This window comes from Thioclava electrotropha (genome assembly GCF_002085925.2).
In the GTDB taxonomy this organism is placed as follows: domain Bacteria; phylum Pseudomonadota; class Alphaproteobacteria; order Rhodobacterales; family Rhodobacteraceae; genus Thioclava; species Thioclava electrotropha.
Map to the genome: position 1 here is coordinate 4,146,886 of NZ_CP053562.1, position 14,623 is coordinate 4,161,508.

At 62.7% G+C, this 14,623-nt stretch carries 15 protein-coding genes; 7 read left to right on the forward strand and 8 right to left on the reverse strand.

What is annotated here, in order from left to right; translation table 11 throughout:
• The first annotated feature begins 11 nt into the window (after positions 1-11).
• The 4 genes from AKL02_RS19805 (at position 12) to AKL02_RS19820 (ending at position 4,226) form a co-directional block, all read left to right on the forward strand.
• Positions 12-158, forward strand: a complete 147-nt coding sequence (locus AKL02_RS19805; protein ID WP_078522790.1) for a NepR family anti-sigma factor — start codon at positions 12-14, stop codon at positions 156-158.
• A complete protein-coding gene (locus AKL02_RS19810; protein WP_078522749.1) occupies positions 155-745 on the forward strand; it encodes an RNA polymerase sigma factor in 591 nt (196 codons plus the stop codon). Before AKL02_RS19805 ends, AKL02_RS19810 begins: the two co-directional genes overlap by 4 nt.
• Positions 742-2,592 (forward strand): sensor histidine kinase, encoded by a 1,851-nt coding sequence (locus tag AKL02_RS19815; RefSeq protein WP_083079365.1) that lies wholly within the window; start codon positions 742-744, stop codon positions 2,590-2,592. Before AKL02_RS19810 ends, AKL02_RS19815 begins: the two co-directional genes overlap by 4 nt.
• A gap of 62 nt (positions 2,593-2,654) precedes the next feature.
• Positions 2,655-4,226 carry a phospholipase D-like domain-containing protein gene (locus tag AKL02_RS19820; protein ID WP_083079367.1) on the forward strand — a complete coding sequence of 524 codons (1,572 nt, stop codon included), beginning with the start codon at positions 2,655-2,657 and terminating at the stop codon, positions 4,224-4,226.
• A 54-nt stretch (positions 4,227-4,280) separates the two neighbouring features.
• Here AKL02_RS19820 and AKL02_RS19825 read toward each other — a convergent pair whose 3' ends face one another.
• Positions 4,281-5,342: an AI-2E family transporter gene (locus AKL02_RS19825; RefSeq protein ID WP_083079370.1), complete on the reverse strand. Its 1,062-nt coding sequence runs from the start codon at positions 5,340-5,342 to the stop codon at positions 4,281-4,283.
• Between the two features lie 158 nt (positions 5,343-5,500).
• Between AKL02_RS19825 and AKL02_RS19830 the strand changes: the two genes are divergently transcribed.
• Entirely contained in the window at positions 5,501-5,698 is a 198-nt protein-coding gene (locus tag AKL02_RS19830) for a CsbD family protein (protein ID WP_078522745.1), read from the forward strand.
• Positions 5,699-5,868: 170 nt separating this feature from the next.
• Here the strand turns inward: AKL02_RS19830 and AKL02_RS19835 are convergent, their stop codons facing one another.
• The 3 genes from AKL02_RS19835 to AKL02_RS19845 all read right to left on the reverse strand — a co-directional run bounded on the left by AKL02_RS19835 (position 5,869) and on the right by AKL02_RS19845 (position 7,785).
• The gene (locus tag AKL02_RS19835; protein ID WP_083079373.1) at positions 5,869-7,065 is read right to left on the reverse strand and encodes a hypothetical protein; all 1,197 of its coding nucleotides are present in this window, start codon (positions 7,063-7,065) and stop codon (positions 5,869-5,871) included.
• Positions 7,062-7,481 (reverse strand): phage holin family protein, encoded by a 420-nt coding sequence (locus AKL02_RS19840; protein WP_078541429.1) that lies wholly within the window; start codon positions 7,479-7,481, stop codon positions 7,062-7,064. Before AKL02_RS19840 ends, AKL02_RS19835 begins: the two co-directional genes overlap by 4 nt.
• 109 nt (positions 7,482-7,590) lie before the next feature.
• Positions 7,591-7,785 carry a PLD nuclease N-terminal domain-containing protein gene (locus AKL02_RS19845; RefSeq protein ID WP_093477206.1) on the reverse strand — a complete coding sequence of 65 codons (195 nt, stop codon included), beginning with the start codon at positions 7,783-7,785 and terminating at the stop codon, positions 7,591-7,593.
• Between the two features lie 177 nt (positions 7,786-7,962).
• On the opposite strand from AKL02_RS19845, the gene AKL02_RS19850 reads away from it, so the two are divergent.
• Positions 7,963-8,136 (forward strand): DUF1328 domain-containing protein, encoded by a 174-nt coding sequence (locus AKL02_RS19850; protein ID WP_075776656.1) that lies wholly within the window; start codon positions 7,963-7,965, stop codon positions 8,134-8,136.
• A gap of 51 nt (positions 8,137-8,187) precedes the next feature.
• Here the strand turns inward: AKL02_RS19850 and AKL02_RS19855 are convergent, their stop codons facing one another.
• The 4 genes from AKL02_RS19855 to AKL02_RS19870 form a co-directional block, all read right to left on the reverse strand.
• Positions 8,188-8,850 (reverse strand): CerR family C-terminal domain-containing protein, encoded by a 663-nt coding sequence (locus tag AKL02_RS19855; RefSeq protein WP_165757036.1) that lies wholly within the window; start codon positions 8,848-8,850, stop codon positions 8,188-8,190.
• Between the two features lie 126 nt (positions 8,851-8,976).
• A complete protein-coding gene (locus AKL02_RS19860; RefSeq protein WP_083079375.1) occupies positions 8,977-9,756 on the reverse strand; it encodes a MipA/OmpV family protein in 780 nt (259 codons plus the stop codon).
• Between the two features lie 89 nt (positions 9,757-9,845).
• Positions 9,846-11,480, reverse strand: coding sequence for an Aq_1262 family (lipo)protein (locus AKL02_RS19865; protein WP_083079378.1), 1,635 nt, complete (start codon positions 11,478-11,480; stop codon positions 9,846-9,848).
• 80 nt (positions 11,481-11,560) lie between these two features.
• Positions 11,561-13,369, reverse strand: a complete 1,809-nt coding sequence (locus tag AKL02_RS19870; RefSeq protein ID WP_083079380.1) for a PhoX family protein — start codon at positions 13,367-13,369, stop codon at positions 11,561-11,563.
• A 319-nt stretch (positions 13,370-13,688) separates the two neighbouring features.
• On the opposite strand from AKL02_RS19870, the gene AKL02_RS19875 reads away from it, so the two are divergent.
• Complete coding sequence (locus AKL02_RS19875) at positions 13,689-14,582, forward strand: YihY/virulence factor BrkB family protein (protein WP_083079382.1); 894 nt, start codon at positions 13,689-13,691, stop codon at positions 14,580-14,582.
• The last annotated feature ends 41 nt before the right edge of the window (positions 14,583-14,623 follow it).

Consider the following 14,623-nt stretch of genomic DNA (forward strand, 5'->3'; position numbering starts at 1 on the left):
TGTATAGTGATATGGCAGACGAAAAGCCTAAGTCCAGTATCAGGGACCAGATCAATCAAAACCTGAAGAAGGTTTATGAGGAGGCGCTTCAGGAAGAAGTGCCAGATCGGTTCAAAGACTTGCTGGCGCAACTCAAGGCGAAGGAGGGCGAAAAATGACTTCGTCCTCCAAAGCCAACTCGTCTACCGAAGCCCGCGATCCGCGTGAGGAACTGCCCGATCATCTCGGAGCCCTGCGCGCCTTCGCCCTGTCGCTGACCCGGAATTCGGCCTCTGCCGACGACCTCGTGCAGGACACGATCGTCAAGGCGTGGTCGAATATCGAGAAATTCGAGCGCGGCACGAACCTGCGTGCGTGGCTCTTCACGATCCTGCGCAATACCTTCTACTCGGACCGCCGAAAGCGTAAGCGCGAGGTTGCAGACCCCGAGGGTATCCACGCGGCTTCGCTCTACGAGAAACCTGCGCATGACGGACGTCTCGCGATGAACGATTTCGTCGTGGCCTTCGATCAGCTCAGCCCCGAACACCGCGAGGTTCTGACCCTCGTCGGCGCCTCGGGCTTCTCCTACGAGGAAGCCGCCGGAATGATGGGCGTCGCAGTCGGGACGGTGAAAAGTCGTGCCAACCGAGCCCGCGCCCGGCTTGCGGAGATGCTCGGGCTGGAAGAAGGTGAAGACATTCTGTCCGGCTCGGATCGAAATTCGCTGGCCGTGATGGGCAAATCCGGAGTTGCCGCCGCATGAATTCGGAAGCCGCGAAAGCGGCAGACGACGAGCACTACAGTGACCACGCCCCGTTTCAAGCTCGGAAACGGGGCGTCATTCCCTTTTTTGACGGGCTTGGCGTGCGGCTGGCCTTCATGCTGGCCGTCGCGCTCTTCCCCCTGCTGATCATCGCCGTGCTGCAATCGACCTCGGTCGTTCGCGAAGCGCAGGCGCGCTCCGAGGCCGCCCTGATGGGCGAGACGATGCGCGCCGTCGCAGGCGAGACGCGGGTGATCCAGCACGCGCAGGATGCAGCCCGCGTCCTTGCCAGCACCGTCCAGCCGCTCGTGGGTAGTGACGAGGCCTGCTCGAACTGGATGCGGCAGATCTCGGGCGCCTTCCCCGAATTCTCCCTCGTCGCCTTCATTCCCGACAGCGGTAAGATGAGCTGCTCGAACTCGGGCAAGAGTTACGATTTCAAAGGTCAGGACATCTTCGAGAGGATGATGACCGCGGATCGCACCAGCTTCTACGTCAATCGCGATGCGCCGGTGTCGGGCACCTCGGTGCTGGGCGTGGCCCATCCCGTCTACAACGCGGCGGGCGATCATATCGGGATCATCGCGATCTCGATGAGCCACTCCTCGCTTTCGCTGGCGAAGGACGGGCCGAAGCTCGCCGACGATCGGCCGCTGGTGATCATGACCTTCGACCGCGAGGGTACGATCCTGACCTCCTCGGACGGACTGTCGAACACCCAGTCGCACCTGCCCGTCGACCGCTCCCTGAAACTGCTGGCCGGCAATGGCGCGGTCACCTTCTCGGGGGATTCCAACCTCGGAATAGAGCGGGTCTATTCCGTCGTCGAACTCGTCCCCGACCAACTCTATGCACTCGGTAGCTGGCCCGCGCAGGCCGCCTCCGCGCTGAGCCCCTTCGCCGATATCTCGCCGGTGCTGTTCCCCGCGCTGATGTGGATGGCGAGCCTGCTCGTCGCCTATTTCGCGATGCAGAAACTGGTCATCGGCCACGTCCGCAAACTGTCGAGCGCAATCACCAGCTTCGCCACCGGCAGCCGGATCGTGGGCAATCTCAACCTGTCGACCGCGCCTTCGGAAATCCGCGATCTCGCCGAAGCCTACGACCGGATGACCGAGACTATCCTGCATGACGAGGCCGAACTGGAAGACATGGTGCACCACAAGGAAGTGCTGCTCCGCGAGGTCCACCACCGGGTGAAGAACAACCTCCAGCTCATCGCCTCGATCATCAACATGCAGATGCGGCAGGCGCGCACGCCCGAAGCCAAGGGGCTGATGAAATCGCTGCAGGAGCGGGTCATCTCGCTCGCGACGATCCACCGCGGCCTCTACCAGACCTCCGGGCTCACCGATATCCGCGCGCAGGAGCTGCTACCCGATATCGTGCGCCAGATCACCCGCCTTGCAACCGGGCCGGGCCGCCATGTCTCGGTCGACTGCCATATCGACGACATTCACCTGACGCCCGATCAGGCCGTGCCGCTCTCGCTTCTCCTGACCGAAGCGATGACCAACGCGATGAAATACGCCTCCGCCCGTGACGGCAAACCGAAGCTCGACATCTCGCTGAACAAGCTCGAAGGGATGCAGGCGCGTCTCAGCGTGCGCAATACCGTCGATACGGACGCCCCGCCGCTGGAGGCTGTGGACGGCACCGGGCTGGGGTCGCAACTGGTCAACGCCTTCGTGCAGCAGCTCTCCGGCACGATCGAGATCGAGACCACAAACGACGAATACCTGCTCAATGCTGACTTCACATTGCGCCCCCTCGTCGAGAGCGAATTGCGTCACGAAGAGCGCTTGAAATCTCGGAAACACGAAACAGTTTCTGAAGAGAGCAATTGAGTGAGATACCCGCCGCGGCGACCTCTGGTCACCTTCGCGGCCGTTCAGAAAAAACGAGCCGCATGGAACGTCTTAAACAAGCCGGAGTTCACGCCGAGAGCCGCGTCAGACTGCTTTTGACAGCAGCCGAGGCTTATCCCGTGCTCGAGGATGCCTTCCTCGACTCGCGGCACTCTATCCACGCCTCCTTCCGCGTCTTCGACCTCAACACGAAACTGAAATCGGATCGCGGGCGCGCCATCGGTGCGACTTGGTTCGACCTGATCATCCACCTGCTGAAACGTGGCGTGGCGATGCAGATCGACCTGACCGACTTCGACCCCTGCGCCAAGCCCGAGCTGCATCGCATGACGTGGTCGTCGATCCGCATGTTCTGCGCTGCGCGCGAACTGGCCGGGCCGAACGCCAATCTGCAGCTGCGCGCACTGATGCACCCGGCGCAATCGGGCATCCTGCCGCGCACGATCTTCTGGCCCTATGTCTATTACAAGCTCGGCAACCACGCGAGCTGGCTCAACGGGATGGACGAGGCCAAGCGGCTGACGGCGATGCGCGACATGCCGGGGCTGCGGGAATATCTCAAGACCGGATCGGATAATAAAATCCACCGCAAGTTCCGCGGCGCGCCTCCGAAACTGTTCCCGGCGACGCATCACCAGAAGCTTGCCGTGTTCGACGACAAGAAGCTCTATATCGGTGGGCTGGATCTCGACAACCGCCGCTTCGACACGCCCGTGCACGAGCGCGACGGCGAGATGACCTGGCACGATGTGCAGTTGATGATGACCGGCCCCGTCGTCGCCGAGGCGAAGGCCCATCTGGAGACCTTCCACGAAAGCTGCGCCGGCGACAAGCTGGCTAAGCCGCCGCGTCGCCTGCTCCGCACGATTTCGCAGCGGCGCAAATTCGCGACCTTCCGGATCGGGCCGAAGCTCTATCGGACCGAGATCGAGAACGCGCATGAGATGCTGATCGCGCGCGCGCAGAAGCTGATCTATCTCGAGAGCCAGTTCTTCCGCTCGCGCAATCTCGCAAATCATCTGGCCCGCGCCGCGCGCGAGAACCCCAATCTCAACCTGATCCTGATACTGCCCGCCGCGCCCGAGACGCTGATGATGGCCGACCGCCCGACCAGCGACGTGCGCTATGGCGAGTATCTTCAGGTCCGCGCGCTGGACATCATCAGGGAAGCCTTCGGCAGCCGCCTGTTCATCGGTTGCCCGGCAGAGCCGCGCATCGCCGATCCCGATGATGACGGGGCGATGCGCACCGGTGGCGCGCCGCTGATTTACGTCCACGCGAAAGTCTCAATCTTCGACGAGGACGCGGCGCTTATCACCTCCGCAAACCTCAACGGGCGGTCTCTGCACTGGGACAGCGAGGCGGGCGTCTATCTGCGCCGCAACGACGGCATCCCGGCGATGCGCCGTCGCCTTATGCGCCATTGGCTGCCGCCTGCGCCCGAAGAGGCGTTCTTCGACCCGACTCGCGCAGTCTCGGCCTGGACCGAACTCGCTCGCGAGAACGGCACCAAAGCCCCCGAGGACCGGGAAGGCTTCGTGCTCCCCTACGACATGGAAGCCGCGCGCAAAATTGCGCGCAAGCTGCCGTTCATTCCCGAAGAGATGGTCTGATCGCACTGGCTGATCGCGGGCCGCGTCGCCTCATCTGGGGCGGGCCGCGCCGGCTCAGTTGGTTTCGAGCTTCTGCTCAGCCTCGGATTTCGGATCCGGCAGGCTGTCGGTCAGCACCAAAGCCCAGAGCAGCAGCGGAATCGCCACGATCCCGCCCAGCGGCCCCCAGAGCCAGATCCCGAAGGTCAGCGACAGGAAGACCAGAAGCGGATTGAGCCGCATCTGCCGCCCGATCGCGGCCGGGGTCACGAATTGCGCCTCGGTCGCGTTGAGCATCACGTAGATAAGCGGCGGCAGGATCACCCGGATCCCGTCGAACGTCGCCACGCCTGCAAATCCCAGCGCGATAATCAGCGCCGCGGGGCCGAGATAGAGAATGTAGTTGATCAGGAAGGCCACCAGCCCCCAGAGCGGCGCATTCGGCAACCCGATCAGCTGCATCGCGACGCCCACCGCCAGCCCGAGACCGCCATTCACCACCGTGATCGTGAGGAAATAACGCGACACCCGGGTCTCCGCCTTGCGCAGCCGCGCAGCGGTTGCGCCGCGGCTCGCCGGCTCCGCGAGGTGCTTCGCGATCCAGTTGTAAATCTCGGTCCGCGAGAGCTGGAAGAAGAACAGCGCCCCGATATAGATCAGCCCCTGCGCAATGATGGCCGGGGCGAGCATGACGAGATCCTTGGCGTCCGGCACGGCGCTCTTGTCGCCATTGCCACCGCCATCCTGCGCGGCATCCTTCGCCGGGGTGATCGCATCGCTCACCTCCTTCGAGGCGTCCTGAATGCCTTGGAACATGTGACGCATATGAATGATGGTGGAACGCATGTCGTCCATCACCTTCGGTGCCTGACGCATCAGCTCCGCGATCACCGGCTGGATCACGAGAACCAGCAACACGGCGATCATCAGAGAGATAACGAGCGAGGTAAGTGCCCCCCAGACAGGCGACAGACCTCTTTTCTCCCATGCATCGGAAATCGGTGAAAGCACGATCCCAACGACGAGCGCGAGCACGACGGGGGCAAGCAAGCTTTCCACCTGGCTAAGCGCAGCCACGACAGCGATTACAGCGATCACGATCATGGCGATGCGCGACAGGGTCTCCAGGCGATGCATTTCGAGAATTACTTCCCTCTTGGGTTTCGCGAGCTAACGCCGCTGGAGCCCCCGCAGTTCCCGAGTTTTTGCGCCCTCACACACAGGAACATCGCCCCCGGCGAAACGTTGATGGACGACGCCGAGACCCGCGTCTTCATCTTGAAAGGAGTGACGCCATGAATTGGGATCAGATTAAAGGCAGCTGGAAAGAAATGAAGGGCAAGGCCCGCGAGAACTGGGGCGAGTTGACCGATGACGAACTTGAGGAGGCGGCAGGCCATCGCGAGCAGATGGTCGGCCTGATCCAGAAGAAATACGGCAAGACGAAAGAGGATGCCGAGCGCGAAGTCGACACCTGGTCGAGCTCGGTCTGATCTTCGGAATTAGACCCTATTCCAGCGTAAAACAGTATAAACCGGCGTCGCAGAGATTGCGGCGCCGGTTCTCTTTTGCGGGTCGGTCACGCGCAGCGAGCGCCATGAGCCGCCAAACAAAAAGGCCGGGCACGAGGCCCGGCCTTTTCCAATCAGATCCACCGATCGGATCAGTGGGTGGTTTTCGGCGCCGACGAGGACGTCGGGTTGGTCGAGGACGCGCTCGACGTGGACGAGGAGGAGGACGACGAATGGTTCGCCTTCACCTTCTCGGCCGCCTCGTGGGTCTTCGCCTCAGCCTTGGACGCGACCTCTTCAGCCTTGGACTTCGCGGCATCCTTGGCCTCTTCGGCCCCGGCGCGCACTTCCTCTTCGCCTTTTTGCAGCGACTGGCCGACGTCGCGCAGCGCGCGGTTGGCTTCCTGAGCAAGCTGGCGCGAAAGGCGGTCGATCAGCTGCTCGCCTGCGGCCATCGCCTGATCGCCGAAGTCACGTGCAGCACTGCGTGCCTCGTCACCGGCCGAGCTCATCACCGAGCGCGCGGTCCGCTTCAGCTCGTCGTTGAACTGATCGGCAACCTTGCCCGCACGGCGCTTCTCGTCGCGGTAAAGGCGCTCGGCCTCGTCGAACAGACGGTTCGCACGCGGTCCGAAGCTGCGGCGGCTGACATTGACGTCCGGCTTGGGCACCGCGTTGAAGATCGCGGCACCGATGGCGAAGCCGATAGCGGCGGCGATCAGCGGGTGATCCTTGACCATCTGTTTGCTGGTCGTACCGGCTTGGGTCGCACCGTCCTGTAGGCGAATCCGGGCGGAATAGGCTCTTTCGCGGGCCCGCACCACGCGGTCGCGCGCATCCTCATTGAGGTCGCTCAGACCCGAGGACAGCGAGCCGCGCAGGTCGCTCGCGAATTTCTGCATCACCTCGGAGCGCTCCTTGACGAAGTCACGCGCCTTGTCGGTCGAGCTGCGCTGCTCGGCCTCGAGATCTTCGAGACGCACCGACGCATCGTGGCGCAGCGTGTCGATCTCGTCGATCCAGCCATCGGCGCCCGCTTCGCTCGGCATCACGAGCGGATCGGCATCGGCGACAAGATCCTCTTGCTCAACGGTGTCCGAGTTGCGCTGGCGCAGCAGGAACCAAGCGATACCGGCACCCGCGAGGGCGAAGGCCACCGGGTTCTTGCGCACGGCCTGTTCGGCACTGCGCGCAGCCGGCGCCGCATAGTCGCGCACGACTTGCGAAACTTGATCGGAGAGATAGTCCGGCGCGATGCGGCCGGTCAGATCGCCGAGCGTCGATGCGAGATCGGCACGGTCCTGGCGCAGACGGTTCTCGATTTCCTCAATGGTTTTCTTCTCGGTCATTTGAAGCTCTCCTTAAGCGCCTGCGCGTCAGCAGACAGGTTTTCCTTGAGACGGGTGGGTGGGCTCGACACTTTGCGCAGCTTCGATGCGGCAATCAGCGCCGCGATGATGCCGAGGATCAGAAGCACCACGCCGACGATCAACGTCGCGGGGCCCCGGTCGAGGCCGGCCCATTCCAGCCCGTAGATGGCGGATTGCGTCAGGGGGAAGATCGCACCGAGCGCGAAAACCAGGGCGACCGCGCCGAGAATGACGGCATTGCGCGCAAGACCAGCCCGATGGGCAGCTTCAGCGCGCACCAATTCCGCCTCGGTCCGTGCGATCTCGCGCGTCTGCTCGATCACCCGGTTCAGCAAATCGGTCACCGTTCCTCGGCCCTCGTGGCCGTCAGGTTCTTCGGTCTCGTGGTAACTCATCGACCTCTCCCAAACATGTCACGGCCTCTTGCCGCGATTTCTGTGGTTCCAACGCGGGTTGGGGAATGCGGTTCCTTGAGGCTCTCCGCAGCCGCCCCCCTTGATTTCGTCACTTCGAGGCGCGCGGCCCGGCCACCAGCCAGATCAGGAAACCGATCAGCGGCAGGAAGAAGACGAGAAGCGCCCAGAGCACTTTCTTGCCGGTGCTGGAATTCGACCCGACGATCGAGACCAGCGCCCAGATATCAAGTGCGAGAAGTAAGATACCCCAAAAGCCGCCGAGGCCCGTCATATTCATTTCCATGTCCCCATCTCCCTTTTTCGTGAGGTTGTGAATCGCCGCCCAAACGCCGGAAAGCGCACGATGTTCCGCGAATTTGCTGACTCAGGGTAATGGAACTTTCGGGAAAACGGCACGTTTGGATGTCATGAAAGCGCAGCACTCAGCGCTAATGTACGCAACATCCGAAGGAGAATACCCATGCTTGGTTGGGCTTTGACCTTTCTCGTTATCGCGCTGATTGCCGCGGCGCTCGGTTTTGGCGGCATCGCAGGCGCATCTGCCGGGATCGCACAGATCCTCTTCGTGGTCTTCCTGATCCTGTTCGTGGTGGCCATGGTCGCCCGGGCGGTAAAAGGCAAACCGCCGGTATAAGTGCGAAGACGCTATGAATTTTCGAGGCCGCTCCCGCCGGGGCGGCCTTTTTCATGCGTCGGGGGCGGTCTTGCCACGCGCCTGCACCAGCATCGCATCCAGATTGTCTGCGACGACCCAGGAAATCTGCGCAACCTCCGCCGAGCCTATCTCCGACCATCCCATCTTGCGACGCACGACCTCCGCGCCGAGCCGGAAATAAAGCACTTGGCCGATCATCGCGAAAACCCGCAGCGCGCTCTCCGGATCGTCCTCCGACGCCCCGCTCGCCCGGGCCCACAGCGCCAGCAGACGCCCATGCACGATCGAAATCAGACGGTCATAGAGAATATCGAGCGTCTCGCCCCCTTCGGTCACTTCGCGCATCACGAAGCCGATCATCGAGGCCGCATCCGGCTGCGTAAGGATGCGCGAGATCATCGCCTCCATCAGCGTCTTGAGCTCCGCTTCCGCCGCCTCGGGCGACAGCGCCTCCGGGGGTCCAAGAGGCCGCATCACCTCTTCCATGCGCCGCACGAATTCCAACGCGCAGGCGCGGCGTAGCCCTTCCTTGCCTTGGAAATGGTAGGAAATCGCGGCGACATTCGCGCCCGCCGCCTCGGCCAGTTCCCGCGTCGAGGTGGCCGCGAAGCCTTTCGTCCCGAACAGGCGCATCCCGGCTTCGATCAGGGCGCGCGCGGTGCGATCACGGGCGGGCGGCTGTGTCTGGGTCATCGGCGCATCACGTCTGGAGAGGAAATCTGCCGCCAACATGCGCGGCGCGGCGCGAAAAAAAAAGCAAGCCGCACGGGCGACCCATGCGGCTTGGCTTTACGTGTCTCTTAGGAAGCTTTGTCCCGATCAGAACGGGAAGCTCACCCGGCGGGTCAGCATCAGCGAGACCGAGCTTTGCTCGCGCGAGCCTTGCTGCACGATCGGGCTGTCCGCCGCATCGCCCTGCAGGCGATCGTAGTTCAGCTTGCCTTCGACCGCCCAGTCATTGCCCAGCTGATAGGTCGCGGACAGTTCCAGACCGGTCGAGACGAGGCCGCCATCGGGCGAATAGGCCGCCAGACCGCTCGCCGTGGATTCCGACGGGCTGATGCCGAAATAGGTGCGGTTGTAGAGGCCCGAGCCATAGAAGACGCGCGGCCCGATGCTCAGCTTGAAATTGTCGGTCTTGATCGGCTTCCAATCGGCGCCGATTTCAGCGACCACGGCGTTATGCCCGACCACGCCATAGCGCATATCGGCAAAAGCACCCCATTGCGGCGCCTGATAGCCAAGCCCGAGACCCAGTTCGAGCGACGTGGTGACGTCGTCGAGACCCGCGATCTCGGAATAATCGCTCGAATTACGACCGCCGACGAGACGGAAGGAGCCATGCACGTTCGGGCCCAGCTTTTCGTAATTCGGATCGTTCGAACCGAAGCGCATCCCCTGCAGCGAGAAGCTGTTGAGCTTCACCTTCGCGGTGGGGCTGGTGTCGTAATGATCCGCGCCGAAATAGGACGGGGCATAGCGTGCGCCCGCGCCGATGGTGAAGGTCACGCCACTTTCTGCCTGCGCGCTCGCGGCGGTGCAGACAGCAGCGACCGCGATTGCGGCGCTTGCGGAAAGTTGGCGGATGACTTTTGCCATGATGGCGCTCCCGAAAAAATGTACCGATTTGCGCAAACACTGCCAATTGACGGCGAAAAACGCAATCCGCTGGCGCAGATTGGTTCAGATTAGCGGCGCTTATACCACGGCTGGGCGATTTCCTCGATCCCTGTTGGCTGATCCTGCTCCACTTCACGCCAGACCGTGCCGTCGACCGGGGCCACCGTCGCGTCGCGGCCTTGGGTAAAACTCTGGTCGCGCACGATCATCCGGTAGGCCGCGTTGAGCGCATCGGCACGCTCTGGCGAGGGCAGGATCAGCGGGCCGATATCCTCGGCCAAAGCCGCCTCTTTCTCGGGCGGCAGCTTTCCCGCCTCGAGCCACTCCTCGATGAGCTCGGCATTGGCGCGGAACTCGTCCCCGGCCCCGTTGGTGCGCAGGTAATGGGCGTAATCGCCGCTGCCATCGGCGCGCACCCGGTCAGGCGTGCCAGCCAGCCCCTTCTGCGTCCAGTGATACCAGCCGCCGCGATAGGCGTCCTTGCCCAGCTTGCGCGCGAAGGCGAAGGTGGAATCGTCGTTCACGCCCAGCGTGCCATGACAGCCGACGCAGAACACAGTTTCCTCGAAGCTCTGCGGGCGCAGATCGCCCGTCGCATCCTCGATGAAACCCTGCAGCCGCCAGCCGAACGTATTGGGGACACCGGTTTCGGAACTGCCGAAGAACTGCTTGGTGCGGTCAGGAAAGGCGCTGTCTTCCTTCAACTCGGCCAGCGCGGTCTCTTCCAGATCGGCATAGCTCTCCCAATCCGTCTTGACCATGTAGCGCAGCTCTTTCAGCCGCGCGGCCAGTTCGATGCCCTCGGGCGTCGGGTCGATATAGCGCACGGAATGGACGAATTCCGTGCCCTTGGGATAGAGCCCCGCGGCAAGCCGAGCGCCTTCGACACCCGCGCGCCCCGCCCAATGCATCGTGATCCCATCGAGCGGCGCGAAGGCGAATTTCACCACCTCCGCCTGCCCCATCACCCCGTCGCGGTCCAGATCGACGTCCATCGCGACCTCGTCGGTGGGCTCGATCGCGACATCCGCGCGGGTGATCAGCGCCTGCACGATCGCGAGGTTGGTCTTGTAGACGCTGAGGTTCTCGACCCCGTCGGCACTCTGACGGAACGCCTCCGGCAGACGGATCATCACATCATCGGTCGAGCCATTCGTCGGCCAGAACGTACCGGGCAGCGGCTGATAGGCGAAGGCGCGCCAGCCGGTCAGGCGACCATCGGGCCTGCGGTCGAACCCCTCCTCGTCGAAAGCGAATTGAACGTCAGGGATATAGCCGTCCCATTCGCCATTGCCGTTCGCGTCCCAGGCCTCTGGCGGATCGGCGAGCTTCGCGGCCAGGGCGATCCCGCCCGCCGCATCGTGGTAATTGTCCTGCCGCACATAGGCGCGGATCTCCGCGCTCTGGGTCGCAGCCACCGCGGCGCGGCGATCCACGAAGAGGTTGCGCCACGGGTTCTCGAGCGCAGGTCCCGGAAACGCGTATTCGGTCTGCAGATCGGCATCGCGCACATAATTGGGATGGCGCGGATAAGTGTGACAGGTCTGGCAGGGGTTATGCACCTCGCCCGCCGCATCTTCTGTTTTGGTATAGCATTGCGGAGGAATATAGGCCGTCGGATTGCCCAGCACCGTGGTCTTCAGATCGACCGCCCCCGCCATCTTGGTCATGCTCAGCAGCGCCAGTATCGAAATCCGCAGCATCCGTCAGTCCTCAGTCTTGAAAGAAAAGGCGAGGCCCGGGTCTCCGCCGGGCCTCGCCAGAAATGTCTCGCGAGCGCCCGTTATTGGGTCTTCGCGGTGGCATCCATCTGCGGGAACGGACCAACATAGCCAACATAGGCGCGCGCCTGCGCCGGGTCGGTCAGCTTGTCTTCGTCGCTCTCGCCATAGGGGTGCTGGATGACCGCCATCAGATAGCCGTGTCCATTGACGTTCGGGTACCAGTAGGTCGAGGTGGTTTCCGAACCGTAGGGCGTCGAAAGGATGCGGGTCAGCTCCTTGGTGTCGGTGTTCATCGCCCAGATCACGTCGTTCTGGTGGCCCGAACCGGTGTCTTCACCGATGATCAGCGTGTTGTAGCCCGGCATGTAGGTGATGTTGTCCGGGTTCGCGATGCCGTTGATATCGCAGCTGTTCAGCTCGGCCGTGTCGCCGCACATGTCATGCGCCGGGTCGCAGCTTGCGTCCTGCGCCTTGACCTTGTGCTCTTCGGTGAGCGGCTTGCCCGAGATCAGACCCATCATCTTCGTCGCGGTGAACTTGTCGTCCAGCGAGAGCGAATAGACCGTGCCGCACTTGTTCTTGGGCAGTTTGATCGCGTTCATCCCGCCCAGATCCTGCTTGGCACCGTCTTCCATGCCCTTCTCGACAGCCGACATCGACAGATACATCTGATGCTTGTCGGCGTCGTAGGTGATGCCTTCCATCTTGCGGAACTCGGTCGTGGCGCCCTTCATCGAGGCATAGCGACGGGTTTCCAGACGCGAGGCGATCGCATCCATGCCGTCCTTGACCTTCAGACATTCGGGATTGCCTTCGGCGTTCGAAGCCGAGAAGCCATCGGCGCAGGAACCGTCCTCGCCCATCTCGGCGGTCTCGAAGAGATCCGAGAACTGGGTGCCGGCTTCGATCGCCTTCTGGATCGTCGCGTCGTCGGCATGGCCCAGATCGACCCATTCCAGATCGGCCGCGCCGCCATTTTCTGCCGAGGTCTGGTTCCACTTGGCCGCATAAAGCGTACCGGCGCTCAGATCGCCTGCGGTGTCGGCTTCAAAGCGGAACAGGCCGACATTGGTGCCGTCATCCGAGATATAGGCGGTTTTCTGGTCGGGCATGACATAGGCCAGCTCCACAGCCACGCGGCCCATCGCGAAATGCTTGTCAGCCTTGGCCGAGCCGTCTTCCGAGACGGTGATCTCGGTCGGGTAGCCGTAGCGATAGGGCTTATACGCGTCGCGGAACTGCTCGAGGCTCATGCCCTCGGGGTTCACGCCCGCATAGCGCACCATCGGGAAATCGTAATCGTCGATCTCGTCGAGCGAGGTCGCCGCTTCGATCGCGCGCGCATCGGCCGGGTATTCCTCCGAGCCCAGATGCGTCTCCCACGGCGTCACGGACCCCGCGCAGGGCACCCAGAGACCGTGATATTCGGAAAAGTCGATCGGCTTGGTGGAGACCAGCTTCAGGTTGCCGTCCGCATCCTGCGCGACTTCGCTGAGATACATCGCACCGGGGCGCGACTCGAAATGCGTCACCGAATAAAGCTTGTCGCCCTGACGGAGGAGCGAGGTGAAATCGGCGGAGTCCGAGATATGCTCGGAGCCGTCGGCCGACTTAACCGGGTTGCCGTCCTTGTCGGTCAGCAGGGCGAAGGTGTTGTCACCGATCTTGTCGCCCGAGCGCGCCATCACGTGATAGCCGATCTTGTAATCCTTGCCGTCGATGGTGACCGTGTCGGAGGCGATAGCCTGACGTTTGGCCGCGTCGTCCTTGGCGAAAGGAACGGGCGAGAAAGAGATGTCACCGGCATGCGCCGCAAGCGGCAGCACAGCGATAGCGGTGGCTTGGAGGAGGGTCGTACGAAGCGACATGGCTGATCCCTTGGCTAGTTGCGTTCACGACGCTCCTAACGGCGAAGTGATTCCCTTTTGTGACAATCTGGCGCTTTCGTGATCCTGGCCCCGACCACGGGCGGAGGGCGCGCGTGGCTCGGCCCGTACTGACCTGCGCCTTGGCCAAAAATAGACCCTATTCCAGCATGTTTTCGTGTTTCCGGCCCTGTCTGGCACAGGCACGGTTCGGCTCGCGCGACGCCAAGCGCCTGAGACGCAACAGCTTTCAGCAAAGCGCGGGCCCCGCGTTGCGATCACGCGGGGCTTGAGCAATGGTGAATGAAACGAGGAGTAGCGCGTGAGAGAAACGGCGAAATTCGCGGTCAGCCTGTTCGGGCGGCTGTTCCAATCGAATATCACCCTCGTGTCGGCGGGGGTCGCCTTCTATTCCATGCTCGCGATCTTCCCCGGCATCTCCGCGACCATCGCCCTCTGGAGCGCGTTTGCCGATCCGACCGTGATCCGCACCTATCTCAACGTGGCGGATGATTTCATCCCGCCCGAAGCCTATGCGCTGATCAACGACCAGATTCAGAACTGGCTGATCGGGCCGCGCGCAACGATCGGGCTCGGCGTGATGTTCTCTGCCGCCGTGACACTGTTCTCGGCCCGCGCGGGTGTCGCGGCGTTGGTGCTCAGCCTCAACGTGATCCATGGCACCCGGCCCCGGGCGACGATCTGGAGCTTCATCATGGGCTACCTGATGACCATCGCGCTGGTCGGCGTGATGCTGGCCGCGATGGCGACGGTGGTCGTCGTGCCCGTCGTCATCAACTTCCTGCCCTTCCACGAATACTCAAAAATCCTGCTCTCGGGACTGCCATGGGCGGCGATGCTTTTGCTGATGCTGACCGCGCTCGGCATTCTCTATCGCTATGGCCCGAACACCGAGGGCAAGCGCGATCCGATCCTGACGCTCGGCGCGGTTCTGGCGACGGCGCTCTGGGGGCTCAGCTCGATCGGGCTGACCTTCTACCTGTCGAATTTCGGCAATTACAACAAGATCTACGGCTCTATCGGGGCGGTAATCGCGCTTCTCGTCTGGCTCTATCTCAGCGCCTTTTCGGTTCTGATGGGGGCCGCGCTGAACGCCGAGCTCGCCGCCTTCCGCAAGCGCCGCGCGCAAGAGAAACTCCGCGACGCAATCGAGGGCGACGACGAGGCTAAGACCAAGGAAGCCCCCTCATCATAAGTTTCACTTATTTCCGGGCGCGGAAATGAAGTGAAACTTAT